This is a genomic window from Streptomyces kunmingensis (assembly GCF_039533535.1).
In the GTDB taxonomy this organism is placed as follows: domain Bacteria; phylum Actinomycetota; class Actinomycetes; order Streptomycetales; family Streptomycetaceae; genus Streptomyces; species Streptomyces kunmingensis.
Genome location: NZ_BAAATS010000018.1, coordinates 381533 through 407225 on the forward strand (window position 1 = coordinate 381533; position 25693 = coordinate 407225).

Below are 25693 nucleotides of genomic sequence, written 5' to 3' on the forward strand. Positions count from 1 at the left end.
TCCCCGGCGCCCCTCACGCGTGTGCGGTCAGCCGTCGTCGCCTCTGCCGTTGGCGATGCCGTCCCCCGGATCCTCCGGGATGCCGCCCCAGGGCGGCGAGGTCGGATCGGTGGGTGTGGTCTCGGGGTCCGACGGCTCGCTCGGCGGCGTCGTGGTGCTCGGCGGCGCGGTCGGCGTCGTCGGGGTCGACGGCGGGGGCGTCGACGAGGACGGCGGGGCGGTCGGCGTCGACGGGGACGAGGGCGGCGTCGTCGGCGTGGCCGGGGCCGTCGTCGTCGGTGCGACGCCCGCACCCATGTCGGTGTCGAGATCGAACTTGGCGGAGGTGCTGGAGGAGTTGAAGGTGTACTGGGCCCAGATCTGGGCCGGGAAGCCACCGCCGTTGACCCGGCCGCCACCGCCCGCGCCCGACAGCGAGACGTGACCGCCCTTCTTGACCTGCACCGGCTCGTCGGTCCCGCACCGGGTGGTGCCCGATTCGGCCGCCTCACCGAACAGGCCCACCGACGTGACGAGGTCCGGGGTGTAACCGGTGAACCAGGCCGACCTGTTGCAGTCGGACGTACCCGTCTTGCCCGCGACCTTCTGGCCGTCGCGCGCCGTGTTGTTGCGTACCGACTCGCGCGCCGTACCGTCGTCGACCACACCGGTCAGCACCGAGGTGACCGAGTCGGCGGCGCCGCGGCTGAGCACCTGTTCCCCGATCGCGTCGTCCAGCTGGAGCTCCTCGCCCTGCTTGGACACCGACTTCACGATCTGCGGGGTGACCTGCCTGCCGTGGTTGTCGAGGGTCGCGTAGACGCCGGCCATCTCCAGCGGGCTCGCGCCCATGGTGCCGAGGGTCTGCGCCGCGTACGGCTTGAGGTCGGCTCCGTCCATGCCGAGCTTCTTGGCCGTCGCCATGACCTGGTCCATGCCGACGTCGGCGCCCATCTGCGCGAAGACGGAGTTGACGGACTTGTTCATGGCGGTCTGCACGGTGACCGGGCCGTAGCTCTCGTCGTCCTCGTTCGGCGGTGCGAAGCCGACCTTCTTGCCGTCGTCCACGACCGGGCGCTTGTTGGTGCCGTCGTAGATCGTGTTCGCGTTGATGGACTGGCCGCGCTGGGTCTCTGCGTTGTTCTCCAGGGCGGCCGCGAGGATGATCGGCTTGAAGGTGGACGCCGGCTGGTAGTCGGTACGCGTGGCGTTGTTGACCCAGTGCTCGCTGATACTGCTGCCGCCGTACATGGCGAGGATCTTGCCGGTCTTCGGATCGACCGAGACGGCGCCGGCCTGCACGTCCGCGTCGGTCTTGTCGCTCTTCGGGTGCAGCTTTCCGGTCAGCTGCTGCTTGACCGACTTCTCCAGCTGCTTCTGCTTCTTGCGGTCGATGTTGAGGGTGACCGTGTAGCCGCCCGCGTCGAACTGCGCCTCGGTGATCTTCAGTTCCTTGATCACCTCAGCCTTGGCGGCCGTGTAGAGGTAGCCCTCCTGGCCCTGGAGCCCGGCGGCGGCCTTCGGCTCCTTCGGCACGGGGAACTTCATGCCCTGGCGCTCGCTCGCGCTGATCCAGTGCATGTCGACCATGTTGTCCAGGACGTAGTTCCAGCGCTGCTTGGCGAGCGCCTTGCCGGTGTCGGTGGCGATCGCCCAGTCGTACTGGTTCGGGGCCTGGAGGAGCGCCGCGAGATAGGCGCCCTGCTCGACGCTCAGCTTCGAGGCGTCGACGTTGTAGTAGGCCTGCGCCGCGGCCTGGACGCCCCACGCGCTGCGGCCGTAGAAGCTGGTGTTGATGTAACCGGCGAGGATCTCGTCCTTGGACTTCTTGCGGTCGACCTTGAGCGAGATGACCAGTTCCTTCAGCTTGCGCGTGACGGTCTGGTCCTGCGTGAGGTAGTAGTTCTTCACGTACTGCTGGGTGATGGTCGAGCCACCCTGCTTGCCCTTGCCGGTGACCGTGTTGAGGACGCCGCGGGCGGTGCCCTTCAGGTCGACGCCCTTGTCCTTGTAGAACGTCTTGTTCTCGGCCGCGACGAAGGTGTGCTGGACCTCCTTGGGCACCTCGGACAGGTCGACGATCTCCCGGTTGACCTCACCGGTACGGGCCATGGTCGTGCCGTCGCCGTACTTGTAGACGTTGCTCTGCAACTTGGCGTCCGGGTTGCCCTCGGGCACCTCGATCACCATGTACAGCACGACGAACGCGCCCATGATCAGCAGCACGAACCCGAAGAAGGCACCCAGAAGCTTCTTCCACGTGAAGAAGCGGCGTATGCCCGACGGCCGCGCCGCGCGCTTGCGCGCATTTCTCGCATCCGCTCGGCCCATGACCTCAGTTGCTCCGCTTCTCGTTCGTGACTTCGTGACCAGGTCTCGTGCGCAGGCACTTCCGTGCCGAATCAGCTCATGAAGCTAACACCGCGACTTAAGGCAAAACCCTGCCCTTTCGGTCATTTCAGGACGTGACAATCAGCACCTGCCCCATGGGAACCGACGATCCAGGGGTGCGGATGGTTGCCGGGCAAGATAAAGTGATATCACTTTGCTAGACGCGGTTCGGGGCGCATCCGCCACGAACCTCCAGCTCAAAGAGACGGGGACCACCATGTCCGAGACGGACGCCACACCAGACGTACCGGCGATGCCGAAGGCGCGTGTGCGCGAGTTCACGGCGCACAGCATCGGGGGCGGGCTCGCGCTGCTGCTCGGGCTCCTCGGCCTGATCGTCGGCGTGGGCCTGATCATCGTGGGCGCCACGCTCACCTCGACGAGCGGCGCGGTGCAGGCGGTGCTGGTCGTCGCCGGCATCCTCGTCGGCATCGCCTCGCTCTTCGCGATGGGCGGCCTGAACATGGTGGCGCCGGGCGAGGCCCGCGTCGTCCAGCTCTTCGGCCGCTACCGCGGCACGATCCGCGAGGACGGGCTGCGCTGGGTCAACCCGCTGACCTCGCGCACCAAGGTCTCGACGCGCGTACGCAACCACGAGACTGCCGTCCTCAAGGTCAACGACGCGTACGGCAACCCGATCGAGCTCGCCGCGGTCGTCGTCTGGAAGGTCGAGGACACCGCGCAGGCCACGTTCGAGGTCGACGACTTCCTGGAGTTCGTCTCCACGCAGACCGAGGCCGCCGTCCGGCACATCGCCATCGAGTACCCCTACGACGCCCACGACGAGGACGGGCTGTCGCTGCGCGGCAACGCCGAGGAGATCACCGAGAAGCTCGCGGTCGAACTGCACGCGCGCGTGGAGGCCGCGGGCGTGCAGATCATCGAGTCCCGCTTCACGCACCTCGCCTACGCGCCCGAGATCGCCTCGGCGATGCTCCAGCGGCAGCAGGCCGGTGCCGTGGTCGCCGCCCGGCGGCTGATCGTCGACGGCGCCGTGGGCATGGTCGAGGACGCGCTCGCCCGGATCACCGAGCAGGATTTCGTGGCGCTCGACGAGGAGCGCAAGGCCGCGATGGTGTCCAACCTGCTGGTCGTGCTCTGCGGGGACCGTGCCGCGCAGCCCATCGTCAACACGGGGACGCTGTACCAGTGACCCCGCCGCCTCCCCCGTCCCGTAAGCAGGTGCTGCTGCGGCTCGATCCCGCCGTGTACGAGGCGTTGGCCCGGTGGGCCGGGGACGAGCTGCGCTCCGCGAACGCGCAGATCGAGTTCGTCCTGCGCCGGGCCCTCGCCGAGGCGGGCCGGCTCCCCGGTTCGGCCGGGCCCATTCCTGGGCGGGGTCGGCCCAGGTCGGGCCCCTCCGGCGATTGAGGAGCGGGAAGCGACTCCGCGCGCCGTTGCAGTGTGAGGTCCGTCGGCCGGTGCCGCGCCGTCGTGGTCGCTCGCGCAGTTCCCCGCGCCCCTGGAGCATGCGGCATCGCCGCAGCCCTGGGGGCGCTTTCCTTGCGCCCCTGAGATGGCGCACGAAGTGCGCATTCCAGGGGCGCGGGGAACTGCGCGAGAAGCCCCACCGGGCCGCGGCCGACAACGACAGCCCCCGCGAAGCAGCCCAGGCCGCTATACACGCCAGGTATACACACGGTGTACAGTCCTCCGCATGTCCATCGGTCACACCCTCCTCGGGCTCCTGGAGTCCGGCCCCCGCCACGGCTACGACCTCAAGCGCACCTTCGACGAGACATTCGGTCACGACAAGCCGCTGCACTACGGGCAGGTCTACTCGACCATGTCCCGCCTCCTGAAGAACGGCCTCGTCGAGGTCGACGGGATAGAGGCCGGCGGCGGCCCCGAGCGCAAGCGGTACGCGATCACCGAAGCCGGCGTCACGGACGTACGGCAGTGGCTCGCGACCCCGGAGAAGCCGGAGCCGTACCTCCAGTCGACCCTCTACACCAAGGTCGTCCTCGCGCTGCTCACCGAGCGCGACGCCGGCGAGATCCTCGACAGGCAGCGCGCCGAGCACCTGCGTCTGATGCGCATCCTCACGGACCGCAAGCGCAAGGGCGACCTCGCCGACCAGCTGATCTGCGACCACGCCCTGTTCCACCTGGAAGCCGACCTGCGCTGGCTGGAACTGACCGCCGCGCGCCTCGACAAGCTCGCCGCGGAGGTGCGCTCCTCATGACTCCCGCCGGATCCCTTCTCGCCGCCCACGACCTGCACAAGGCGTACGGGCCCACGCCCGCCCTGGACGGTGCCTCGTTCACCATCCACCCGGGCGAGATCGTCGCCGTCATGGGCCCCTCGGGCTCGGGCAAGTCGACGCTGCTGCACTGCCTCGCGGGCATCGTCACCCCGGACTCCGGGACGATCACGTACGACGGCCGCGAGCTGTCCGCCATGCCCGACGCCGAGCGCAGCGCCCTGCGCCGCTCCGAGTTCGGTTTCGTCTTCCAGTTCGGCCAGCTGGTACCCGAGCTGACCTGCGTCGAGAACGTGGCGCTTCCGCTGCGGCTGACCGGCGTCAAGCGCAAGGACGCCGAACGCCGGGCGACCACCTGGCTGGAGCGCCTGGAGGTCGAGTCCCTCGCGGGCAAGCGGCCGGGCGAGATCTCGGGCGGTCAGGGCCAGCGCGTCGCCGTGGCCCGGTCCCTGGTCACGAACCCGCGCGTGCTCTTCGCCGACGAGCCGACCGGCGCCCTGGACTCGCTCAACGGCGAGCGCGTCATGGAGCTGCTCACCGACGCGGCCCGCGGCTCCAACACCGCGGTCGTCCTGGTCACGCACGAGACGCGGGTCGCCGCCTACTCGGACCGCGAGATCGTCGTACGGGACGGCAAGTCGCGGGACATGGAGTTCACCCGATGACGCTCCTCGACGATCACAGAAACGCCGCGGCGGCGCCCGCCACGGCCGGGCCCTCGGGTCCGAAGGGCTGGCTGCGCGATCTCGGCCTCGGTATCCGTTTCGCCGCCTCGGGCGGCCGCGAGGGCTGGGTCCGTACGCTGCTCACCGCGCTCGGCGTCGGCCTCGGCGTGGGCCTGCTGCTCGGCGCCGCGTCCGTGCCGACGCTGATGCACCAGCGCGATGTGCGCGCCGACTCCCGCCAGATCGGCGTCGGGCAGGACGGACAGCTCGAACGCAGCGACCGCACGATGCTCACCGTGGACGCGTCCTCCGACTTCCGGTCCAGCTCGATCGGCGGGTATCTGGTGCGCCCCGAGGGCCGGCACGCGCCGCTGCCGCCCGGCGTCGACAGGATCCCGGGCCCCGGCGAGATGGTGGTCTCGCCCGCCCTGGAGGAGGCGCTCGACGATCCCGGCAACAAGCTCCTCAAGGAGCGCTACCCCTACCGCATCGTGGGCACGATCCACGAGCCGGGCCTCGGCGACCCCTTCGAGCAGTATCTGTACATCGGCAGCGACAGCCTGAGCGTCGACCGGGACGCCTCCCGCATCGACCACTTCGGGATGACGTACCCGAGCCAGCCGCTCGACCCGATCCTCATCGTGCTCATCGTGCTGGCCTGTGTCGTGCTCCTCGTGCCGGTCGCCATCTTCATCGCGACGGCCGTCCGGTTCGGCGGCGAACGGCGCGACCGGCGCCTGGCCGCGCTGCGCCTGGTCGGCGCCGACGCGCGGATGACGCGCCGGATGGCCGCCGGCGAGGCGCTGTTCGGCACCCTGGTCGGCCTCGTGTTCGGCGTCGTCTTCTTCCTGGCCGGACGCCAGCTGCTGGGCATGGTGCGGCTCTGGCGGCTCTCGACGTTCCCCTCGGATCTGACGCCGGTGCCCGCGCTCGCCCTGCTGATCCTGCTGGCAGTACCCCTCGCGGCGGTCGCCGTGACGGTGTTCGCGCTGCGCTCGGTGGCGATCGAGCCGCTGGGCGTCGTGCGCAGCGGCCGCACGCGCAGCAGGCGCCTGTGGTGGCGGCTGCCCGTGCCGGTCTTCGGTGCGCTGCTCCTGCTCACCTCGGGCCCCTCGGACGCGTTGGGCACGTCGGGCGTCGTACAGATCTCGGCGGGCATCACCCTGACGCTGCTCGGTCTGGTCCTGGTGATGCCGTGGATCGTGGAGGCGGTCGTGCACCGGCTGCGCGGCGGTTCGGTGCCGTGGCAACTCGCTGTGCGCAGGCTCCAGTTGACCAGTAACGCGGCGAGCCGTGCGGTCGCCGGCATCACCATCGCGGTGGCGGGCGGCATCGCCCTGCAGATGTTCACCGTCGGCATCAACGACGACTTCAGCAAGACGACGGACCAGGATCCCCAGCGGGCGCAGATCGCCGCGAACACCGGCATCGGCGACGGGGAACTCGCCGAGCGGATGGTGCGGGACTTCGGGACCACCAAGGGGGTCCGGTCGGTGATCGGCACCGTGGACACCTGGGCGGAGGCCGCGGGCGCCAAGCCGGACGAGGACGGCGTCGCGCACGTGGTGTCGGTCTCCGTCGGCTCCTGTGCCACCCTGCGTGAGCTGGCGAAACTGCCGTCCTGCCGGGAGGGCGACGTCTTCCGGGTCACCGGGTCCGACTATCCCGAGGACGACCAGGAACTGGCGAACATCGCCAAGCCCGGCAGCAAGCTCACCCTCGGCGACACGGCGACCAACCGGTGGACGCTGCCCGCCGATGCCCGTCTCGTGCAGTCGCGGCGCGACCCGGGCGGCACCAGCTTCGGGGGCATCCTCGCCACTCCGTCCGCACTGGACGTCACGAAGCTGGAGTCCGCGTCGACGTCCGCCCAGATCCAGATCGACGAGTCGGTGCCGGACGCGTCCGACCACGTACGCAACACCGCGTTCCGGCTCGATCCGGGGATGCACGTGTGGAACTACCGCACGGTGGAGCGCAACAGTGAGTACGCGAGCATCCGGCGGGGGCTGTTCACCGCGGCCGCCCTGACGATGACGCTGATCGCGGCCTCCATGCTGGTCTCACAGATCGAGCAACTGCGTGACCGCAAGCGCCTGTTGTCTGTCCTGGTCGCCTACGGTACGCGGCGTTCGACGCTCGCCTGGTCGGTGCTGTGGCAGACGGCGATCCCGGTCGTCCTCGGACTGGCCGTCGCGATCGGTGGCGGGCTTGTGCTGGGGTGGCTGATGCTGCGTCTTGCCGACAAGCCGGTCACGGACTGGCTGTTGTTCCTGCCCCTGGCGGGGGTTGGCGCCGCGGCTATCGCGGCGGTGACGCTGCTGAGCATGCCGCCGCTCTGGAGGATGATGCGGGCGGATGGTCTGCGTACGGAATAGGCACCCGGCGCTTGTGCGGAGGTCACGGGGCTCTGCCCCGGGCCCCGCTCCTCAAGCGCCGGAGGGGCTTATATTGCCGCCCCGGAGGGGCTTGAGCTGGGGCATATTTTGACCGGGAGTCCCTGTAGCGCGCCCCGTAGCGCCTCTGCCAGTTCCTCGTACTCCGCCGCGCGTGCGGCCCCCGTGCGCATCGCCAGGGCGACCCGGCGTGTGGGGGCGGGGTCGGCGAAGTAACCGGTGAGCAACTGGCTGCTGCGGCTGGTCTCGACCGCGACCGCCGTCCGGGGCAGCAGCGTCACGCCGAGCCCGCCGGCGACGAGCTGGACGAGCGTGGCGAGACCGGCGGCGGTCGTGGTGACGGGCGCGTCACCACGACCCGCCTCCCGGCAGATGTCCAGCGCCTGGTCCCGCAGACAGTGCCCCTCGTCGAGGAGCAGCAGATTCAGCTCGCGCAGCGCCTCGCGCGGAATTCCCTCGCGCCCGCCGAGCCAGTGGTCCAGCGGCGTGACGAGCACGAAGTCCTCGTCGAACAGCGGGAGTTCGGTGACCCCTGGCACGCCGAGCGGCACAGCGAGCAGCAGCAGATCGAGCCGCCCGGCCGTCAGCCCCTCGATCAGCGACGCGGTCTGCTCCTCGTGCACCTGGAGATCCAGCTCCGGATACGCCTCGTGCACGAGCCGCAGCACGGTCGGCAGCAGATAGGGCGCGACGGTCGGGATCACCCCGAGCCGCAGCACGCCGGTGAACGGCGCCCGTACGGCCTCGGCCTCCTCCATCAGCGCGCCGACCTCGTCGAGCACGGCCTTGGCCCGCGCCGCGATCCGCTCCCCGGCCGCCGAGAGCAGCACTCTTCTCGTCGTACGCTCGAGGAGGGTCACCCCGAGCGTCTCTTCCAGGGCGGACACCGCGCCGGACAGGGCGGGCTGGCTCATCCCGATCGCGGCCGCCGCGTCCCTGAAGTGCAGATGTTCCGCGACCGCGGCGAACGCCCGTAGCTGCGCCAGGCTCGGCTGCCTCTTCCGCGCGCCCGCGGGCTTTCCGTTCTGTACGGCCACTGATAGCCACCTCCGATCAACACGACCGAGTCTAGCTATTTCCGTAATCAATGCACTCTGTGCCACGATCTCTCACAGTCCAACCCATGGAAACGTCCTCAAAAGGGATGTTTCTCGCTGCAAGGAGAGCGTGTGCTCACTGTCGGTGACAAGTTCCCCGAGTTCGACCTGACCGCCTGCGTCTCGCTGGAAAAGGGCTCGGAGTTCGAGCAGATCAACCACAAGACGTACGAGGGCAAGTGGAAGATCGTCTTCGCGTGGCCCAAGGACTTCACCTTCGTGTGCCCGACCGAGATCGCCGCGTTCGGCAAGCTGAACGAGGAGTTCGCCGACCGTGACGCCCAGGTCCTCGGCTTCTCCGGTGACTCCGAGTTCGTGCACCACGCCTGGCGCAAGGACCACCCGGACCTGACGGACCTGCCCTTCCCGATGCTGGCCGACTCCAAGCACGAGCTCATGCGTGACCTCGGCATCGAGGGCGAGGACGGCTTCGCCCAGCGCGCCGTCTTCATCGTCGACCAGAACAACGAGATCCAGTTCACGATGGTGACCGCCGGTTCCGTGGGCCGTAACCCCAAGGAGGTCCTCCGGGTCCTCGACGCCCTGCAGACCGACGAGCTGTGCCCCTGCAACTGGAGCAAGGGCGACGAGACCCTCGACCCGGTCGCGCTGCTGTCGGGCGAGTGACGGAAACGGAAGGGTAACGAGCACTGACATGGCTCTCGATGAACTCAAGTCCGCCATACCGGACTACGCCAAGGACCTGAAGCTCAACCTGGGCTCGGTCATCGGCAACTCGGACCTCCCGCAGCAGCAGCTGTGGGGCACGGTCCTGGCGTGCGCCATCGCCTCCCGCTCCCCGCGCGTGCTGCGCGAGCTGGAGCCCGAGGCGAAGGCGAACCTGTCGCCCGAGGCGTACACGGCCGCCAAGTCGGCCGCCGCCATCATGTCGATGAACAACGTGTTCTACCGCACGCGTCACCTGCTCTCGGACTCCGAGTACGGGACGATGCGGGCGGGGCTGCGGATGAACGTCATCGGCAACCCGGGTGTCGACAAGGTCGACTTCGAGCTGTGGTCGTTCGCCGTCTCCGCGATCAATGGGTGCGGGATGTGTCTCGACTCTCACGAGCAGGTGCTTCGCAAGGCGGATGTCTCGCGTGAGGTCGTGCAGGAAGCGTTCAAGATCGCTTCGGTTCTGCAGGCTGTCGGGGTCACCCTCGATGCCGAGGCTGCGCTGGCCTGAGCCTTCTCATGAGTGAGGGGGGCCGGATCCGATCCGGCCCCCCTCACTCATGTCCTGTCACGGGACTCCGCCCCGGACCCCGCTCCTCAATCGCCGGAGGGGCTTGGTTGGGGCTCGGAGGGGCTTGAAGAGGAAGGGCTTGGACTCGTCGGTGGTGCCCGGTGCGTAGCCGCGTTCTGGGACCACGAGCGTAGGTAGACCACCACCGTGTTCGTCACGGCGACGAGCGGTACCGCCACCACCGCTCCGCCGATCCCGGACACCATTCCGCCCGCGGCCACGGACAGGACCACGGCCAGGGGGTGGACCCGCACCGCGCGGCCGAGGATGAACGGCTGGAGGATGTGGCCCTCGATCTGCTGGACGGCGAGGACCACCGCCAGGACCATCACGGCGGTGAACACGCCCTGGGTGACCAGCGCCACGACCACGGCGAGCGCGCCGGAGACGACGGCGCCGACCAGCGGGATGAACGCGAACAGGAAGATGAAGACGGCGAGCGGCACCGCCATCGGCACCCCGAGGAAGAAGATGCCGAGGCCGATGAAGATGGCGTCGATCAGGGCCACTATGACCGTCCCGCGGACGTACGCCGTCAGCGTCCGCCACGCCCTCGGGCCCGCCCCCGCGATCCCGGGCCGCGCCTGCGCCGGGAACAGCTTGAGCGTCCACTCCCAGATGCGCTTGCCGTCGTAGAGCAGGAACAGCGTCGAGAACATCGCGAGCAGGATCCCGGTCATCGCCTCGACGATGACGGTGACGCCCTCGAGGCCCGCCGACGTGATCGACTCCGTGTTCGCGCCGATCGCGTCGCGCAGGGATTTCGCGATGTCGTTGATCTGGTCCTCGGTCACGTGGAACGGGCTGTTGAGGAGCCACTTGCGCAGCTCGTCGATGCCGTCCTGGACCTGGTCGGAGAGCGTGTCGATGTTCTCCTGGACCTGCCAGACCACGAACCAGCCGACGAGCCCCATGATGACGAAGCCGAGGATGGCGGTGAGAGCCGTCGCGAGCCCTCGGGGGACGCCGTGGCGGCGCAGCCGGGCCACCGTCGGCTGGAGCAGCGCGGTGATGAGCAGCGCCGCGACGAACGCGAACACCACCAGCTGCACCGAGCTGATGACCTTGATCAGGACCCAGACCGTGCCGGCGAGCACGAGGAGGCGCCAGGCGGCCTCCGCGGCGACCCGCAGTCCCCACGGCACGGCCACGGCCGGCTCGGGCCGGGCCGACACGGCGGGCGCGTACGCGGGAGGCGCGGGCACCTGCTCGTGCGGCTCCTCTTCGTGCGAGCCCTCGGCGGACGGCTCGTCGGACACCGCCCCGGCCGCCGGACGCCGCGGGGCGGTCCTGGCGGGCGGGCCGGAGAGATCCTCGTCCCGGCTCCGCTCGGCCTCGGCGCGGCGCTCGTCGAGCCGCTCGCCCACTCTGCTGATTCCGGCGCCGACTCTGCCGAGCCAGCTTGGCACGCGCTCCATGATCCGTCCCTTTCCCCCGTGCGCTCTCACCACTCCCCCCGGAGCCTATGGATCAAGACGGTACATCGGGATACGCGGAAGCCCCCCACCGAAAGACGGTGAGGGGCTTCGCGAGGTTGAGAGGTGACCCGCTCAGTACCAGTGGTTGGCCTGCCAGAAGCCCCAGGCCTCGCACGGGCTGCCGTAGCGCACGTTCATGTAGTTGAGGCCCCACTTGATCTGGGTGGCCGGGTTCGTCTGCCAGTCGGCGCCCGCCGAGGAGTACTTGGAGGCGGGCAGTGCCTGGAAGAGACCGTAGGCGCCGGAAGAGGCGTTCGTGGCCGTGTAGTTCCAGCTGGACTCGTGGTTCACGATGTTGCTGAAGCACTGGAACTGACCGGCCGGCACCATCTGGCGCGCCATCGCCTGGATCTGGGCGGTGGAGTACGACGACTGGACCGAGAAGCTGGAGGCGTCGCGCGTGGCGGAACGGCTGGCGGCCTGCTTCTTGGCCTCCTCGCGCTGCTTCGCCTCCTTCTCGGCCTTGTCCTTCGCGGCCTGCGCGTCCTTCTGCTTGGCGATGGCGTCCTCGGCGGCCTGCTTGCGGGCCGTCTCCTCCGCCGTCTTCTGTGCCGCGCTGTCGGCCGCGATGGCCTGCGTCTGCGCCTGCTGAGTCAGGGACGCGGTCTGCACCTGCGCCTGCTGACCCGCGGGTATGTCCGCGAGGAGGGTCGCGTCGCCGGCCGTGGCCTCTGCCTCGTTCGAGGGCTGAGCGGTGCTGCCCGAGGCAACACCCACGACGGCGCCGACAGTGGTGACCGCGGTGGCCGAAGCCACTGCGAATCCCCGGACCGAGATCCGGCTCACACGGTTTCCTTCCAGCATCATCCGCTGGAGTGTGACCCTCGCGGACGCAATCGTGCCCCTGGCACTGGCCTCCCAACTGACGGGTCACGGGAGGCACGGGCCCGGTGGACAACTCCCGCTCGGGGAGCGCCGCGTGGTGCTCGGGCGGCATACGACGATCGCTATGAAGTTCAGGTGCAGCAGGTGCTGCGGTGGGGCTGTACCGCTGGGGGTACGCAAGTGTCGTATGCGGGGCCTGACGGAACCGAGACTCTGCCGTATGCGTACGTCGCAAGGCAATTCTGTGCTGGGTGTGAAAGGTCACACCCCGTTTGCCCCAGGGGTTTCACGGAAACGCACACACGCCGAGGCGCCGCCCGGATAAGCTCTCTGGCTTCTCCGGACGGCGCCAAGTGGGGCCAACTACCCTAGATCTGGCCGTCCTCCAGCATTTCGGTCACGAGCGCCGCGATCTGCGAGCGCTCCGACCGGGTGAGCGTGACGTGTGCGAACAGCGGGTGTCCCTTCAGCTTCTCGACGACCGCGACGACACCGTCGTAGCGGCCGACCCTGAGGTTGTCGCGCTGGGCGACATCGTGGGTGAGGACCACCCGCGAGTTCGCCCCGATACGGGACAGAACGGTCAACAGGACGTTGCGTTCCAGGGATTGGGCCTCGTCCACGATCACGAACGCGTCGTGCAGCGACCGGCCGCGGATGTGGGTGAGCGGCAGCACCTCCAGCATGCCGCGGGACGTGACCTCCTCGATGACCTCGCGCGAGGTGACCGCCGAGAGGGTGTCGAAGACGGCCTGCGCCCACGGCCCCATCTTCTCGGCCTCGGAGCCCGGCAGATAGCCGAGCTCCTGCCCGCCGACCGCGTACAGCGGCCGGAAGACCATCACCTTCTTGTGCTGGCGCCGCTCCAACACGGCTTCCAGGCCCGCGCAGAGGGCGAGCGCGGACTTGCCGGTGCCCGCCCGGCCGCCCATCGAGACGATGCCGATGTCCGGGTCGAGGAGCAGATCGAGGGCGATCCGCTGCTCCGCGCTGCGCCCCTTGAGGCCGAACGCCTCCCGGTCGCCGCGCACGAGCCGCACATTGCCCTCGGGCGTGACCCGGCCGAGGGCCTTGCCGCGCTCGGAGTGGATCGTCAGACCCGTGTGCACGGGGATGTCCGCGGCCTCGGGAACGTAGAGGCTGTCCTCCTCGAAGAGAAGGTCGACCTGCTCCGCGGGCAGGGTCAGTTCGGACATTCCGGTCCAGCCGGACTCCGTGATGGCGAGCTCGGCGCGGTACTCCTCGGCGAGGAGGCCGACCGAGGACGCCTTGATCCTGAGCGGCAGGTCCTTCGACACGACCGTGACGTCGAATCCCTCGGCCTGCAAGTTGCGGGCGACCGCGAGGATCCGTGAGTCGTTGTCCCCGAGGCGGTAGCCCGAAGGCAGGACGCTGGGGTCGGAGTGGTTGAGCTCGACGCGGAGCGTGCCGCCCAGTTCCCCAGTGGGGATCGGGGCGTCCAGGCGCCCGAAGCGGATGCGGTAGTCGTCCAGCAGGCGCAGGGCCTGCCGGGCGAAGTACCCCAGCTCCGGATGATGCCGTTTGGCCTCCAACTCCGTGACCACGACGACAGGAAGCACGACTTCGTGTTCGTCGAATCGGGTCATGGCGTTCGGATCGGCCAGCAGGACGCTGGTGTCGAGAACATAGGTGCGCCGGTCTGGCTTGTGGCGCTTGTTGCTGTTCACCACGGAAGGACGTACCCCCTCGGAAGAGGTCGGGGAGCGACGGAGGGAATGCAGGGCCGGAAGGGCGGGCATGAACTGCCGGTCGTCGACCCCCGCGCGCGGGCCGCGAGCCGGCCCTCCAAGTCGTCGCCCGTACTGACCTGCGTACGGTCCACCTGGTGCAAAGGGCCTCCCGGGCGGACGGCCCCGTGCCGTCCGCTGAGAACCGGCGTCCGTGGTTCGGACACCGACCTGGAAGGCTTATTCCCTCGAACACGCGCAGCCATGCCACGGCATAGGGCGGCGCGTACGTTAACTCCTGATGACCCTTTTAGAACCCAGCCCCGCTGTGCGGGAGCTGTGACGAGGGGTCAGCCGCCGAAACGGCGGTGCCGGGCGGCGTAGTCGCGCATCGCGCGCAGGAAGTCGACCTTGCGGAACGCGGGCCAGAAGACGTCACAGAAGTAGTACTCGGAATGCGCCGTCTGCCACAGCATGAATCCGGACAGCCGCTGTTCGCCGCTGGTGCGGATGACGAGGTCGGGGTCGGGCTGGGCGCTGGTGTAGAGGTGCTTGCCGATCAGGTCGATGGTGACGTCGTCGGCGACCTGCTCCAGGGAGCTGCCCCTGTCGGCGGCGTCGAGGAGCATCGAGCGGACGGCGTCGGCGATCTCCTGGCGGCCGCCGTAACCGATCGCCACGTTGACCACTATTCCGTCGCGGTCCGCGGTGGCCTCCTCGGCCTCCTTGAGGGCCGTGCGCATACCGGAGGGCAGGATGTCGGCGGCGCCGACGTGGTGCACGCGCCAGCGGCCGTCGGTGGCGAGCGAGCGGACGACGCCCTCGATGATGGCGAGCAGCGGGACCAGCTCCTCCTGGGGCCGGTCGAAGTTGTCCGTCGAGAGCAGCCACAGGGTGACGACCTCGACGTCCGTCTCGCTGCACCAGCCGAGGAACTCCTCGATCTTGGCGGCGCCCGCCTGGTGGCCCTGAGCTGCGGTGGATCCGGCGGCCTTCGCCCAGCGCCGGTTGCCATCCATGATGACCCCGATGTGCTTGGGCACCTGGGCGTGGTCCAGGTGGCCTTCCACCCGGCGTGCGTACAGCCCGACCAGCAGGCCGCGCAGCCTGTCGCGCAGGTTCACGGTGTTTTCAGCCTCTCCGTGCAGACGGCGGTCCCCGAGGGCGAAAGCCTACCCCTGTGAAAGCACCCTTCCCGCCGTGCCCCCGGGGCGCCTGTGAGCCCGGTCTGTCGGGTACCCGCTAGGGGAGTTCAGCGGACTGACGTAGTTTCGTGTTCATGAACGACACCTCTCCTTACGTCGCTTCCGGCGACCGGTACGAGTCCATGGAGTACCGGCGCACGGGCCGCAGCGGCCTGAAGCTGCCCGCGATCTCGCTGGGCCTGTGGCACAACTTCGGCGACGACCGCACGCTCGGCTCGCAGCGCGCGATCCTGCGCCGCGCCTTCGATCTGGGCGTCACGCACTTCGACCTGGCGAACAACTACGGGCCGCCGGCCGGTTCCGCCGAGCTGAACTTCGGCAAGATGTTCGCGCAGGACTTCGCCCCGTACCGGGACGAGTTGGTCATCTCCACCAAGGCGGGGTACCTCATGCACCCCGGCCCGTACGGCGAGTGGGGCAGCCGCAAGTACCTCATGTCGTCGCTCGACGCGTCGCTGAAGCGGATGGGCCTCGACTACGTCGACATCTTCTACTCGCACCGCTTCGACCCGGACACTCCGCTCGAGGAGACGATGGGAGCGCTCGCATCGGCGGTGCAGCAGGGCAAGGCGCTGTACGTCGGCGTCTCCTCGTACACCAGTGAGCAGACGGCCGAGGCCGCGCGGCTGCTGAAGGAGATGGGCGTGCCGGCCCTCATCCACCAGCCGTCCTACTCGATGATCAACCGCTGGACCGAGGACAACCGGCTGCTCGACACCCTGGAGGCGGCCGGCATGGGCTGCATCTCCTTCGTGCCGCTCGCGCAGGGTCTGCTCACCGGCAAGTACCTCAAGGGCATTCCGGAGGGCTCGCGCGCCACGCAGGGCAAGTCGCTCGACCCGGATCTGCTGAGCGACGAGGTCGTGCGCCGGCTGAACGGTCTGAACGACATCGCGCAGCGGCGTGGCCAGTCCCTCGCGCAGCTCGCGCTGAGCTGGGTGCTGCGGGACGAGCGGATGACGTCGGCGCTGATCGGCGCGTCCAGCGTGAAGCAGCTGGAGGAGAACGTCGCGGCGCTCGCGGGGCCGAAGCTGACGGACGAGGAGCTGACCGAAATCGACTCGTTCGCCGTCTCCACCCCCGGCACCAACATCTGGGCGGGCCGGAGCTGATCCGGCGGGGCGGGCACGGGCCCCGAGCGGGGCTTGTGCCGTCCTGCGCGCGGACAAAAAACGGGCCGGTCCGTGGGGGGGGGATACGGACCGGCCCGAGGGGGGGTTTCCACCATAACCCTTCGTAAGTGCCAACGTGTGCACCGGCGCGCCACCATTACTCTCCGGAATCGACCGGCTGCGCCCCGAGAATCGTTTCCGGCCGCCGCACAGCAGGCCCACAGGCGTCCCTGGCACTGTCTTCACAGGGCGCCACCCGGGATTCGGCATCCCTCTTCCGTGTCATGCGCGTGGTTGACGCGCGAACGGCGACGGGCGAGAGGGCGAACGGCACCGCGCGGCCCCCTCCGCCGCGCGGTACCGGCGCGCAGCTTTGCTCACGCGAACTGCCGTTGGTCTGAACTTACGTGAGGTTTACGTGTGGATCGAGTGCGTATCGGTAACGATGCGGAATCGGTTGCTTCGCTTTGCTGTAGGGCTACGCCGCCGGCCTGCGGGCCTCGATCAGGTGCCGGGTGCTGTGGGCGACGAACGGGGCTTCCTTCCCGATCCGCTCGTGCAGGGCGAGGAGTTGGGGGCGGTAGGCCTCGGCCGTGAAGCCCGGGACCATCCAGATGACCTTGCGCAGGAAGTACACGACGGCCCCGATGTCGAAGAACTCGATGCGCAGCCGCTCCGCGCGCAGATCGACGACGTCCAGGCCCGCGGCCTCGGCCTGCGCCTTCTCCGCGTACGGGTCCCTGGCCCGGCGGCTCTCCTCGGGCTGCGGGCCCAGGAAGTACTCGACGACCTCGAACACGCTGCTGGGGCCGACGTGCTGGGCGAAGTACGTGCCCCCGGGGCGCAGCACGCGGGCGATCTCGGCGAACGGGGCCCTGACCGGGTGGCGGCTGGTGACCAGGTCGAAGGCGGCGTCGGCGAAGGGCAGCGGGGCGTCCTCGGGCGAGGCGACGACGACCACGCCGCGGGGGCCGAGGCGCCGGGTCGCCTTCTGCACGTTCGGCGGCCAGCCCTCGGTGGCGGCGGTCAGGGCCGGCAGCGCGGGCGCCCGGTCGAGGACCTCGCCGCCGCCGGTCTGCAGGTCGAGGGCGGCCTCGGCGCGGCCCAGGCGCTCCCCCATGGCGCGGGCGTACCCCCACGACGGCCGCTCTTCCGTGGCCCGCCCCTCGAACCAGGAGAAGTCCCAGCCCTCGGTGGGCTCGGCGACGGCCTCCGCGACGAGTTCGTCGAAGGAGCGGTGGCGGTGCGGGGCGTGTGCGTCGTTGGCCATGGCCCCATGATCCCGGGAACCGGGGCCCCGTTCCTCTCCATTTGTCGGCGGCCCCGTTCGCGGCCGCGGTAGGGCTGGCCCCAGGGCAGATCCGGGGGACGGCCCCTCTTCCGTGGGACCCGGTGAACGCACGTACCCTTGGCGGACCCCCGCGCACCGTCAGAACCACGGCCCCCCACGTACCCGTCCATGTACCCGTAGGCCCGTCCGTCCCACCGCAGAGATGCGAGCACATGTCCGTACGTTCCGCGATAGCGACCTGGCTGACCCGCCTCTACTTCTCCCGGCTGCGGAGGAAGGGCGGCAGCCTCGATCTGTCCGTGCTGGCGAAACTGCCTGACGCGGCGCTGCTTCCGCTGCGCCGCCAGGGCCTCGACCCGGTACCCGAGATCGGGGTCCTGCGTGACCGGGAACCGGTCAGCAAACTGCCGATCCCCGGCATGACGGTCTGGCTCGTGTCCGGTTACGACGAGGCGAAGGAAGTCCTCGGCGACGCCAAGGCGTTCAGCAACGACTTCCGCCACCTGGTCGGGGTGGGCGGCGCGGGGGCCGACCAGAACCCGGGCGGTCTCGGCTTCTGCGATCCGCCGGACCACACGCGGCTGCGGCGGCTGCTCACCCCCGAGTTCACGATGCGCCGGCTCTCACGTCTGACGCCCCGCATCCACGCCATCGTCGAGGAGCAGCTGCTCCACCTGGAGAAGGCGGCGCGGGAGTCGGGCGACGGCACGGTCGACTTCGTCGAGCACTTCGCGATGCCGGTACCGGCCCTGGTGATCTGCGAGTTGCTCGGCGTCCCGTACGAGGAACGCGACGCATTCCAGCAGTTCTCGGTCGCCCGGTTCGACGTGCTGGGCGGGGCGGGTGCCTCGTTCGGCGCGGTCTCGCAGTCCCTGGACTACCTGCGCGGCGTCGTCGCCGAGCAGCGGCGCAACCCGGGCGAGGGCCTGCTCGGCATGCTGGTGCGCGAGCACGGCGACTCCATCACCGACGAGGAGCTGACGGGCCTCGCCGACGGCGTCCTGACCGGCGGCCTGGAGACCACCGCGAGCATGATCGCCCTCGGCACGCTGATCATGCTCCAGGACCGGGAGCACTTCGACGCGCTGCGGGACGCCGAGGACCCGGCGACGGTGGCGGCGCCCTTCGTCGACGAACTCCTGCGCCATCTCACGGTCGTGCAGACGGCGTTCCCGCGGTTCGCCCGCGAGTCCACCGAGATCGGCGGGGTCCCCATATCCGGCGGCGACATCGTCATCGTCTCGCTGAGCGCGGCGGACCGGGACCCGCGCCTCGGCGGGCCCGACGACGACATGGACGCCTTCCTGCCCGCGCGCCCGCCGGCCTCCTCGCACCTGGCGTTCGGCTACGGGATCCACCGCTGCATCGGCGCGGAGCTCGGCAAGATGGAGCTACGGGCGGCCTTCCCCCAACTGGTGCGTACGTTCCCGGGGTTGAAGCTGGCGGTGCCCTCGGCGGAGCTGGAGTTCCGCAAGCTGTCGATCGTGTACGGGGTGGACGCCCTGCCGGTCTACCTGGAGGACCGGGACGCCTGACGCGTCTCGCCGCGCAGGCCCATGATCTCGGCGACGGCGTCCAGCCAGCGGGCGGTGAGCGTCTCACCGTCCGCGTCCGCCCCGGTGTGCTGCGCCGCGGTCTCCAGCCAGCCGCGCAGCACCTCGGCCGCGGCCGGGTCGGGCAGCGGCTCGGCGAGTTCGGCGGCGTAGCGGACACCGCCCGCGCGCACGATCTTCGCGATGTACGCGACCGAGCGCGGCAGCACGCCGAGCCGGTCCAGGGTGATGGCCGCGGCGATGGCACCGTCGCCGGACAGGGCCGGACGGAAGGCTTCGCGGGTCTCCGGGTTCAGGCCGTACCTCAGCAGCGACTCGACGTCGGTCGCTTCCAGGAGCTGGTCGTCGGTGCGGGGGGCGGGGCTGGCTGCGGCAGACATGGGGACCTCGGTTCCGGTCAGCTGACCGTGACGGTGAAGACGTAGAAGGCGGCCTTGGTGTCCGGGGTGCCGGTGGCCGTGGGGTACGGGGACAGGGACGCGGAGGGCGACGGGGACGGGCTGCCGGACGCGTCGCTCGTGGCGGTCGTCGTCGGGGTGGGCGTGGGGTACGGGGTGCCCTCGCTGGGCCCGTTGCAGGTGTTCATCGGGCAGTACAGCAGCCGTACCGTCGTCCGGCCCTTCTCGCGGGCCGTGAAGTCGAAGGACTGGGTGCCGTCGGCGCCGCCGTCGAGGGGGCTGCCGTCGGTGTCGCGCCGCTCGCCGCGGTACTTCAGTACGTTCGTGTCCGGGGCGGGGTCGGTGAGGTACCAGGCCTGGTTGAAGGACGGGTTGGCGGGGACGGTGAGGGTGAACGCCTCCCCCTTCGTCACGCTGACGCTCCGGTCCTCGGGCCCGAACGCGGTACCGCCGCCGGAGTCGCCGCAGGCCGTGAGGGCGGTGAGGGAGAGGCCGAGCAGCGCGGCGAGAGCCGTCGCGCGCGCGGTGGGCCTGGTGAGCGAGCGCTGAGTGATCGTGCGTTGGGTGGTCGTGCGGTGGCTGGTCGTGCGCTGGGTGATCTTCATGTCAGGTCAGTCCTGGGGTACGTGGACGCCGTAGGCGTCGGGCAGGCTGTTGCTGCTGGCCTTGGCCATGCCTCCGTTGACGAAGTCGTCCTCGCTGATCCAGGTGGTCGTGCCCCACGGGTTGTAGACCTGGAGCATGTCGCCCTCCTGGCCGACGATCATCACCGCGTGCCCGGAGCGGTCGCCGTCGTCGTAGCCCTCGATACCGATGGGGACCGGCTTGCCGTCGGCCACCGACTTCTCGATGTCCGGCAGGACGTCGCGCCGGTCGTCGGCGCTCTTGACCTCCTTGAACTCGTAGCCGCTGCCGGTGTGCGGGCTGATCTCCTTGTTCACGACCTCGGTCTTGCCGTCGTTGTCCATGCCGTCCGGGACGTCCGTCCAGAAGTGGGTGTGGCCGCCGTCGCCCTCCTCGTGCACCCGGTGCTGCTCGTCGACGAGCCGGTCACGGAAGGCGTCCGCGTCGTCCTCCTGCCCGCTGGGGCCGCCGGTGAGTCCGAGGGCGTAGACCGGGTCGACCATGGCGCGGGCGGTGACGGTGGACGACGCGACGCACGAGCCCTCCTGGCCGTCGCCGCCCTGCGTCCAGCCCTGCCCGTCGAAGGCCTGGGGGTCGGTGTTCGTGTTGGACCCGTTGGCGTTGACGCCCTCGTCGTCCATGCTGTCGCCCCCGGTGGTGATGGGCGAGAGATGCTCCTGCAACCAGGTCGCGTCCTTGCCGTGGATCTTCCCGCCGAACGTCTCGACCTCGTCCACGGAGTACCCGGAGGCGAGGGCCTTCATCAGGTACGCCTTCTCCTGCGGGGTGGAGGCCCCCGCCAGGAGCTTCTCCATACGCGCCTGTTCGGCCGGGGAGAGGTTCTCCATGGCCCGCCCGGAGCGCTCCAGGTCGTTGGCGCTGAGGATCTCGTTCCACTCCGGGTCGCCGCTGACGTTGGCGGCGTCGGCGAGCGCGAGCCGGTCCACGGCGGAGAGGTCGTCGGTGGACAGCTTCCCCGCGCGGGCCTCGGCCGCGTACTTGTTCAGGTCACGGGCCGCGGCGCGGGCCGCGTCGTCGGCGGTGACAGCGGCGGCGTGCAGTTCGTCGACGCCCGTGGAGGCGAGCGAACGGGCCTTCTTGCGCGCCGCCTCCTCCCCGTCGTCCTCGTGCCAGGTGTCGAAGAAGCCGTCCTTGCCGCCGAGCTGGCCGCGGGCGTCGCGCAGTTTGGTGCGGCCCGCACCGTCCTGGGTCTGCGCGGCCTCGATGGCGTCGGAGAGCGTCAGCAGGACGTTGCCGCCTCCGCGCAGGGCGTCGGCCATCTGCTCGGCGGCGCGGGTGGCGGCGTCGACGGCGGCGGAGGCGAGCACCGAGGTGTCCCCGACCCAGATGTCGGGCAGCCCCTTGCGGGACACGGCGTCGGAGCGGTCGTGGACCTTCATGGCGTCGTCGGCCTGGCCGCGGTAGCGCTTGCCGAGCGACTCGATCGTGGCCGGGTCACCCTCCGGCGCGGCGACACCGAGGGCGTCGTCGATCGCGTCGATCAGGTCGTTCTTGCTGTCGGCGGAGGATATGGAGCCGCGCAGCTCGGAGAGGCGCTTGCGACGGTCGGTGGTGGATTCGGTCACGGTGGATCGGCCCCTCGGGGTGGTCGGCGAAGTGACGTCTCGGGTACGGCTCGGACGCCGGTCAGTAATCGGTCAGGGCCGAGGGGCGTTCGCCCTGGACGGGGTTGGTGCCGATGGGTGCGGTGCCGAGGGCGGCGGGCCGGTTCGCGTGGACCGGATTCGTGCCGACGGGGGCGGTGCCGTACGCGGGGTTGGTGCCGTACGCCGGGTTGGTGCCGTACGCCGGGTTGGTGCTGACGGCTTCCCTGACGGAGACGCGCTCCGCGCTGGTGCGCACGAGCCCGTCGGAGCCCTGGTAGGCGCCCTTGGAGGCGCGTACCTTGTCGGCGAGTTCGTGGAGCGCGTCCTCCAGCGTGCGGGCCTCCGCGGTCCAGGCCGTGCTGTACGCGTTGAAGGCGGGGCCGGCGTCCGAGCCGCCGAGCACCTCCTGCGGGTAGCAGGGCGTGGCGCCGATCAACTCCCGTATCGCCCCGGCGTCGTCGCCCGCGTCGTCCAGCGCCTTGGCCTGGCTCTTCATGCCCGCGTGCTTGACCTCGTACCCGTCGTTCGAACCCATGGCGCTCCCCCGAGACTCGTCAACTACCCGCCATGCGGGCAGGTTGCGTTTGCGACGCGCAGGTAATGATCGCCTAAAGGCACCCCGCCGACAACTTCTGTCACACCCTTGGCACAGGCGGACGCCCCCTCCGTCTTGGCGGTCGTTTCGGGCCCGCTTAGGCTGCTGCTCTTGTGTCCGGTCCACCGGTCGACTTTCGGTGGACGCGGGGGCAGGGGGGAGAGGGAGATGAACGGAGCCACAGAGGTGTTCGAGCCGCTGGCGGCGGACGATCCGCGCACGGTGGCCGGTTACCGGCTCGTCGCTCGGCTCGGTGCGGGGGGCATGGGCCGGGTCTATCTCGCGCACACGCGGGGCGGCCGCCCGGTGGCGATCAAGGTCGTACGTCCCGAGCTGGCCGACGACGCCGACTTCCGGCGGCGCTTCCGGCGGGAGATGGAGGCGGCGCGGCGGGTGCGCGGCGCCTACACCGCGGAGTTGATCGACGGCGACGCGGACGGGGCGCCGCCCTGGCTGGCGACGCTGTACGTGCCGGGGCCCTCGCTCGCGGAGGCCGTGGCCCGGCGCGGACCGCTGCCGCTGCCCGCGCTGCTGTGGCTGACGGCCGGGGTGGCCGAGGCGCTCCAGGCGATCCACGCGGCGGGGATCGTGCACCGGGACCTGAAGCCGTCGAACGTGCTGCTGGCCGCCGACGGCCCGCGCGTCATCGACTTCGGTATCTCCACGGCCTTCGACGGCACCTCGTACACCGCGACCGGTGCCACCATCGGCACCCCGCAGTTCATGGCGCCCGAACAGGCCTCCGCCGCCCCGGTCTCGGCGGCGACCGATGTCTTCTCGCTCGCGCAGACGGTGGCGTTCGCGGCGCTGGGCGAGCCGCTGTACGGGAACGGGCCTGCGGTCAGCGTCCTCTACCGCATCGTGCACGACGAGCCCGACCTGTCCGCGCTGCCCCCGGAGCTCCGGCCGCTGCTTGAGCGCTGCCTGGCCGCCGATCCCGCGGACCGGGCCACGCCGGCGGAGGTCGTGGAGTGGTGCCAGGAGCGGCTCGGGCGGGACGCGGATGCGGGGGCGGGGGCGGTGTGGCGGGAGGTGACGGGCCCGGAGATCACCGTGCCGTCACCGCTCCCGGACGCCCCGGACGGACCGGGACCGGTGCCCGCGAACCCCACGCTGGTGCACGCCCGGCCGGAGTCCGTCGGCCCGAACTCGCCCTGGCAGGCGCCGACATGGTCCACCCCGAGGCCGCCCCGCAGCCGGCGCGCGAAGGTGCTCGCCGGGGCGGCGGTGACGGCCGGGGTGCTGGTGCTGTCGGTGCTGGCGTGGACGGTGATGGACGCGACGGGGACGTTCGACAGTGGGCGGGGTGACGGCGGCTCGGCGAAGGGGGCCGGGGCGAGTCCATCGGTGTCGGCGTCCGAACTGGGGGCAGGCACGGGGTCCGGCGCCGACGCCGACTCCGATTCCACATCCGGTTCCGACGACGCCGTCTCCTCTTCCTCCTCCTCGCCGGTGGCCACCCCGTACCCACTGCTATGGCTGGACGAGAAGAACTCGCTGAGCATCAAGGACGGCGCCAACCGCAAGGACCGCAAAGGGGATATCCGCTTCACCTGCGCCAAGGAGACCAGCTGCGCGCTGGAGACCACCACCAGCGTGATCGCCCCGGTGTACGACGGCCCGGGCGCCACCCTCGACACCTGCCGCGCCTACCTCGCCGGCAAGGGCGCCGACACACGTCTGCCGCTCGCCGTCATCACGACCGGCAGCCAGATCTGCTTCGAGCACCCCGACGGCTACATCGGCCTGTTCGTGGTCCAGGCGAAGTCGACGGCGCTCCCGAAGAGCGGCAGCAGCTTCCTGACCGGGGCGTTGACGGTGTGGCGGACGGCCACGTCCTGAGCCGCCCGGGCTATCTCTATGGTGGGGCGTCGCTCTGGAGGCCGGCCACGAAGTGGTCGAACTCGCCTGCCTGGACGCCGAGTACGAAGGCGTCCCACTTCTTGCGGGTGGTGGTGACGACCGTAGCCCGGGCCGATGTTTCGCGCAGATACACCAAGTCGCCCGGGCCGAAGGCGATTTCGATCCAAGGGCCTGGGCCCTCCGCTCCCTCGGGGGCCGCTCGGGTCCAGGTGAGGTCGATGGGGATCCCGGTCACCGGCGGGGGCCCTTGAGGGCTTGGAGGAGGTGGGAGAGAGCGGTGGGTGCCGTGGCTATCTCCGTGGTCGGGTCATCGCTCTCGCGGAGGCGGATGGAGCCGGCGGCCGTGGCCACCTCGACGCAGGTGTTGCCGTCGCCGCCGTCGGAGAAGGTGGACTTCTGCCAGTGCAGGGCCTCACGCATGCTGGTGCCTCACAGTTCCTTGGCCAGGCGGTGGATGAAGTCTCGGGACGCCGACGGGTCCAGCGTCGCCCTCTCCACCTTACGGAGCAACGTGCGCAGGCGCTTCAACTGCGGCTCCGCATCGATGAACGCCGTACCGGTGGGCGCATCACGCAACCCGGTGTCCAACTGGGCCAGCGGCCCGCCCACATACATCATCGACGCTCCCGCGCCGGCGAAACCGTCCTGGTCGACGGGGATGACCCGCACCGTGGCATGCCCGCACTCGATCTGGCCCAGGATCTCGTGGAGTTGGGTGTGGGCGACCTTGCGATCGGCCACCCGGGCCCGTAGTGCGAACTCATGGATGGTCGTCTCGTACGGCGTCCGCGTATCGCCCTCGATCGCGGTACGCCGCCTCATGCGGTGCTCGACCCTCGGTTCCAGCTCACTGGTCGGCAGGCCGGGCGACATGTACGAGTACACCGCCCGCGCGTAGTCGGGGGTCTGCAGGAGTCCCGGGACGTGCGTGATGACCACCTCCCGGAGAGACGTGGCGTGGTGCTCCAACTCTGCGACATCCATGAACACCGCGGGGAGTACGCCTCGATACTCCTCCCACCAGCCACGCGTACGGTCGGTCGCCATGACGACCAGCGCCTGGACCATCCCATCGTCGGTGCAGTCGTAGTGCGACGCGAGTCGGCGCACCCGGGCGGCGCTCACGCCGGCCACCCCCGACTCGATCTGACTGATCTGCACCGCATCCGCTCCCAGAAGCGCAGCGGCCTCCCGCGCCTTCATGCCCGTGGCCTCACGCAGTTTGCGGAGTTCGGCGCCAAGGCGTACGCGACGCGCTGTGAGGTGCCTCTTCGGCGGCATGGACTCCTCCTGGATCAACTACCCGTCAGCTGTGACTCGTTCGAGTTGACAGTACGGGAAAGACTTGCGCGTTCCTAAGCTTAGGAAATACTTTCAGTGATGCACCAGACACCCTACGCAACCGGCCAGGTGGAAGCGCACCGCCCGTACTGCCATGACGCGGCGACAAAGCCACCGCCCGCCAACTCCCCACTCA

At 70.0% G+C, this 25693-nt stretch carries 24 protein-coding genes; 10 read left to right on the forward strand and 14 right to left on the reverse strand.

Features of this window, described 5'->3' with window-relative positions; translation table 11 throughout:
- Positions 1 to 27: 27 nt before the first annotated feature.
- Positions 28 to 2310 (reverse strand): transglycosylase domain-containing protein, encoded by a 2283-nt coding sequence (locus ABD366_RS23340; protein ID WP_324771736.1) that lies wholly within the window; start codon positions 2308 to 2310, stop codon positions 28 to 30.
- Positions 2311 to 2587: 277 nt separating this feature from the next.
- On the opposite strand from ABD366_RS23340, the gene ABD366_RS23345 reads away from it, so the two are divergent.
- The 5 genes from ABD366_RS23345 (at position 2588) to ABD366_RS23365 (ending at position 7616) form a co-directional block, all read left to right on the forward strand.
- A complete protein-coding gene (locus tag ABD366_RS23345; RefSeq protein WP_324771737.1) occupies positions 2588 to 3523 on the forward strand; it encodes an SPFH domain-containing protein in 936 nt (311 codons plus the stop codon).
- Positions 3520 to 3741: a type II toxin-antitoxin system antitoxin gene (locus ABD366_RS23350; protein WP_324771738.1), complete on the forward strand. Its 222-nt coding sequence runs from the start codon at positions 3520 to 3522 to the stop codon at positions 3739 to 3741. Before ABD366_RS23345 ends, ABD366_RS23350 begins: the two co-directional genes overlap by 4 nt.
- A gap of 286 nt (positions 3742 to 4027) precedes the next feature.
- A complete protein-coding gene (locus ABD366_RS23355) occupies positions 4028 to 4555 on the forward strand; it encodes a PadR family transcriptional regulator (RefSeq protein ID WP_324771739.1) in 528 nt (175 codons plus the stop codon).
- Positions 4552 to 5238 carry an ABC transporter ATP-binding protein gene (locus ABD366_RS23360; RefSeq protein WP_324771740.1) on the forward strand — a complete coding sequence of 229 codons (687 nt, stop codon included), beginning with the start codon at positions 4552 to 4554 and terminating at the stop codon, positions 5236 to 5238. The genes ABD366_RS23355 and ABD366_RS23360 overlap by 4 nt, the downstream gene beginning before the upstream one ends.
- On the forward strand, positions 5235 to 7616 hold the full coding sequence (locus tag ABD366_RS23365; RefSeq protein ID WP_324771741.1) for an ABC transporter permease: 2382 nt from the start codon (positions 5235 to 5237) through the stop codon (positions 7614 to 7616). The genes ABD366_RS23360 and ABD366_RS23365 overlap by 4 nt, the downstream gene beginning before the upstream one ends.
- Before the next feature lie 68 nt (positions 7617 to 7684).
- On the opposite strand, the gene ABD366_RS23370 is transcribed toward ABD366_RS23365, so the two are convergent.
- Positions 7685 to 8671, reverse strand: a complete 987-nt coding sequence (locus ABD366_RS23370) for a LysR substrate-binding domain-containing protein (protein ID WP_324771742.1) — start codon at positions 8669 to 8671, stop codon at positions 7685 to 7687.
- A gap of 132 nt (positions 8672 to 8803) precedes the next feature.
- Here ABD366_RS23370 and ABD366_RS23375 point away from each other — a divergent pair, with 132 nt between their 5' ends.
- Together ABD366_RS23375 and ABD366_RS23380 are read left to right on the forward strand one after the other, a co-directional pair.
- A complete protein-coding gene (locus tag ABD366_RS23375) occupies positions 8804 to 9358 on the forward strand; it encodes a peroxiredoxin (RefSeq protein ID WP_324771743.1) in 555 nt (184 codons plus the stop codon).
- A 28-nt stretch (positions 9359 to 9386) separates the two neighbouring features.
- Positions 9387 to 9917 carry an alkyl hydroperoxide reductase gene (locus tag ABD366_RS23380; RefSeq protein WP_324771744.1) on the forward strand — a complete coding sequence of 177 codons (531 nt, stop codon included), beginning with the start codon at positions 9387 to 9389 and terminating at the stop codon, positions 9915 to 9917.
- An 86-nt stretch (positions 9918 to 10003) separates the two neighbouring features.
- On the opposite strand, the gene ABD366_RS23385 is transcribed toward ABD366_RS23380, so the two are convergent.
- From ABD366_RS23385 to ABD366_RS23400, 4 genes are all read right to left on the reverse strand, one after another.
- Complete coding sequence (locus ABD366_RS23385; RefSeq protein WP_324771745.1) at positions 10004 to 11395, reverse strand: AI-2E family transporter; 1392 nt, start codon at positions 11393 to 11395, stop codon at positions 10004 to 10006.
- 132 nt (positions 11396 to 11527) lie between these two features.
- Positions 11528 to 12241: an aggregation-promoting factor C-terminal-like domain-containing protein gene (locus ABD366_RS23390; protein WP_458860721.1), complete on the reverse strand. Its 714-nt coding sequence runs from the start codon at positions 12239 to 12241 to the stop codon at positions 11528 to 11530.
- A gap of 407 nt (positions 12242 to 12648) precedes the next feature.
- Positions 12649 to 13971, reverse strand: a complete 1323-nt coding sequence (gene phoH2 / locus ABD366_RS23395) for an RNA 5'-3' helicase PhoH2 (RefSeq protein ID WP_324771746.1) — start codon at positions 13969 to 13971, stop codon at positions 12649 to 12651.
- A gap of 347 nt (positions 13972 to 14318) precedes the next feature.
- A complete protein-coding gene (locus ABD366_RS23400; protein WP_324771747.1) occupies positions 14319 to 15092 on the reverse strand; it encodes an isoprenyl transferase in 774 nt (257 codons plus the stop codon).
- Between the two features lie 155 nt (positions 15093 to 15247).
- Between ABD366_RS23400 and mgrA the strand changes: the two genes are divergently transcribed.
- Positions 15248 to 16285, forward strand: coding sequence for an L-glyceraldehyde 3-phosphate reductase (mgrA, locus tag ABD366_RS23405; protein WP_324771748.1), 1038 nt, complete (start codon positions 15248 to 15250; stop codon positions 16283 to 16285).
- 478 nt (positions 16286 to 16763) lie between these two features.
- Here mgrA and ABD366_RS23410 read toward each other — a convergent pair whose 3' ends face one another.
- On the reverse strand, positions 16764 to 17555 hold the full coding sequence (locus ABD366_RS23410; protein ID WP_324771749.1) for a class I SAM-dependent methyltransferase: 792 nt from the start codon (positions 17553 to 17555) through the stop codon (positions 16764 to 16766).
- A 233-nt stretch (positions 17556 to 17788) separates the two neighbouring features.
- Here ABD366_RS23410 and ABD366_RS23415 point away from each other — a divergent pair, with 233 nt between their 5' ends.
- On the forward strand, positions 17789 to 19111 hold the full coding sequence (locus tag ABD366_RS23415; RefSeq protein WP_324771750.1) for a cytochrome P450: 1323 nt from the start codon (positions 17789 to 17791) through the stop codon (positions 19109 to 19111).
- Here the strand turns inward: ABD366_RS23415 and ABD366_RS23420 are convergent.
- The 4 genes from ABD366_RS23420 to ABD366_RS23435 form a co-directional block, all read right to left on the reverse strand.
- Complete coding sequence (locus ABD366_RS23420) at positions 19087 to 19509, reverse strand: hypothetical protein (protein ID WP_324771751.1); 423 nt, start codon at positions 19507 to 19509, stop codon at positions 19087 to 19089. The two genes, ABD366_RS23415 and ABD366_RS23420, sit on opposite strands and share 25 nt — an antisense overlap.
- Positions 19510 to 19526: 17 nt before the next feature.
- Positions 19527 to 20132 (reverse strand): protease inhibitor I42 family protein, encoded by a 606-nt coding sequence (locus ABD366_RS23425; protein ID WP_324771752.1) that lies wholly within the window; start codon positions 20130 to 20132, stop codon positions 19527 to 19529.
- A gap of 6 nt (positions 20133 to 20138) precedes the next feature.
- On the reverse strand, positions 20139 to 21737 hold the full coding sequence (locus ABD366_RS23430) for a peptidoglycan-binding protein (RefSeq protein WP_324771753.1): 1599 nt from the start codon (positions 21735 to 21737) through the stop codon (positions 20139 to 20141).
- 61 nt (positions 21738 to 21798) lie between these two features.
- A complete protein-coding gene (locus ABD366_RS23435; RefSeq protein WP_324771754.1) occupies positions 21799 to 22293 on the reverse strand; it encodes a WXG100 family type VII secretion target in 495 nt (164 codons plus the stop codon).
- Between the two features lie 228 nt (positions 22294 to 22521).
- On the opposite strand from ABD366_RS23435, the gene ABD366_RS23440 reads away from it, so the two are divergent.
- Positions 22522 to 24195, forward strand: a complete 1674-nt coding sequence (locus ABD366_RS23440) for a serine/threonine-protein kinase (RefSeq protein ID WP_324771756.1) — start codon at positions 22522 to 22524, stop codon at positions 24193 to 24195.
- Between the two features lie 16 nt (positions 24196 to 24211).
- Here ABD366_RS23440 and ABD366_RS23445 read toward each other — a convergent pair whose 3' ends face one another.
- From ABD366_RS23445 to ABD366_RS23455, 3 genes are read right to left on the reverse strand one after another with little or no spacing between them, the layout of a single operon-like run.
- Positions 24212 to 24451, reverse strand: coding sequence for a DUF397 domain-containing protein (locus ABD366_RS23445; RefSeq protein WP_324771757.1), 240 nt, complete (start codon positions 24449 to 24451; stop codon positions 24212 to 24214).
- Entirely contained in the window at positions 24448 to 24636 is a 189-nt protein-coding gene (locus tag ABD366_RS23450; protein WP_324771758.1) for a DUF397 domain-containing protein, read from the reverse strand. The genes ABD366_RS23445 and ABD366_RS23450 overlap by 4 nt, the downstream gene beginning before the upstream one ends.
- Positions 24637 to 24645: 9 nt before the next feature.
- Positions 24646 to 25497, reverse strand: coding sequence for a helix-turn-helix domain-containing protein (locus tag ABD366_RS23455; RefSeq protein WP_324771759.1), 852 nt, complete (start codon positions 25495 to 25497; stop codon positions 24646 to 24648).
- Positions 25498 to 25693 lie beyond the last annotated feature (196 nt).

Excerpts from the sequence above, each read along its gene's own strand:
- ABD366_RS23340 (WP_324771736.1), bottom strand. The coding sequence starts at position 2,310 with ATGGGCCGAGCGGATGCGAGAAATGCGCGCAAGCGCGCGGCGCGGCCG.
- ABD366_RS23345 (WP_324771737.1), top strand. The coding sequence starts at position 2,588 with ATGTCCGAGACGGACGCCACACCAGACGTACCGGCGATGCCGAAGGCG.
- ABD366_RS23355 (WP_324771739.1), top strand. The coding sequence starts at position 4,028 with ATGTCCATCGGTCACACCCTCCTCGGGCTCCTGGAGTCCGGCCCCCGC.
- ABD366_RS23360 (WP_324771740.1), top strand. The coding sequence starts at position 4,552 with ATGACTCCCGCCGGATCCCTTCTCGCCGCCCACGACCTGCACAAGGCG.
- ABD366_RS23365 (WP_324771741.1), top strand. The coding sequence starts at position 5,235 with ATGACGCTCCTCGACGATCACAGAAACGCCGCGGCGGCGCCCGCCACG.
- ABD366_RS23380 (WP_324771744.1), top strand. The coding sequence starts at position 9,387 with ATGGCTCTCGATGAACTCAAGTCCGCCATACCGGACTACGCCAAGGAC.
- ABD366_RS23385 (WP_324771745.1), bottom strand. The coding sequence starts at position 11,395 with ATGGAGCGCGTGCCAAGCTGGCTCGGCAGAGTCGGCGCCGGAATCAGC.
- mgrA (WP_324771748.1), top strand. The coding sequence starts at position 15,248 with ATGAACGACACCTCTCCTTACGTCGCTTCCGGCGACCGGTACGAGTCC.
- ABD366_RS23410 (WP_324771749.1), bottom strand. The coding sequence starts at position 17,555 with ATGGCCAACGACGCACACGCCCCGCACCGCCACCGCTCCTTCGACGAA.
- ABD366_RS23415 (WP_324771750.1), top strand. The coding sequence starts at position 17,789 with ATGTCCGTACGTTCCGCGATAGCGACCTGGCTGACCCGCCTCTACTTC.
- ABD366_RS23420 (WP_324771751.1), bottom strand. The coding sequence starts at position 19,509 with ATGTCTGCCGCAGCCAGCCCCGCCCCCCGCACCGACGACCAGCTCCTG.
- ABD366_RS23425 (WP_324771752.1), bottom strand. The coding sequence starts at position 20,132 with ATGAAGATCACCCAGCGCACGACCAGCCACCGCACGACCACCCAACGC.
- ABD366_RS23435 (WP_324771754.1), bottom strand. The coding sequence starts at position 22,293 with ATGGGTTCGAACGACGGGTACGAGGTCAAGCACGCGGGCATGAAGAGC.
- ABD366_RS23440 (WP_324771756.1), top strand. The coding sequence starts at position 22,522 with ATGAACGGAGCCACAGAGGTGTTCGAGCCGCTGGCGGCGGACGATCCG.
- ABD366_RS23450 (WP_324771758.1), bottom strand. The coding sequence starts at position 24,636 with ATGCGTGAGGCCCTGCACTGGCAGAAGTCCACCTTCTCCGACGGCGGC.
- ABD366_RS23455 (WP_324771759.1), bottom strand. The coding sequence starts at position 25,497 with ATGCCGCCGAAGAGGCACCTCACAGCGCGTCGCGTACGCCTTGGCGCC.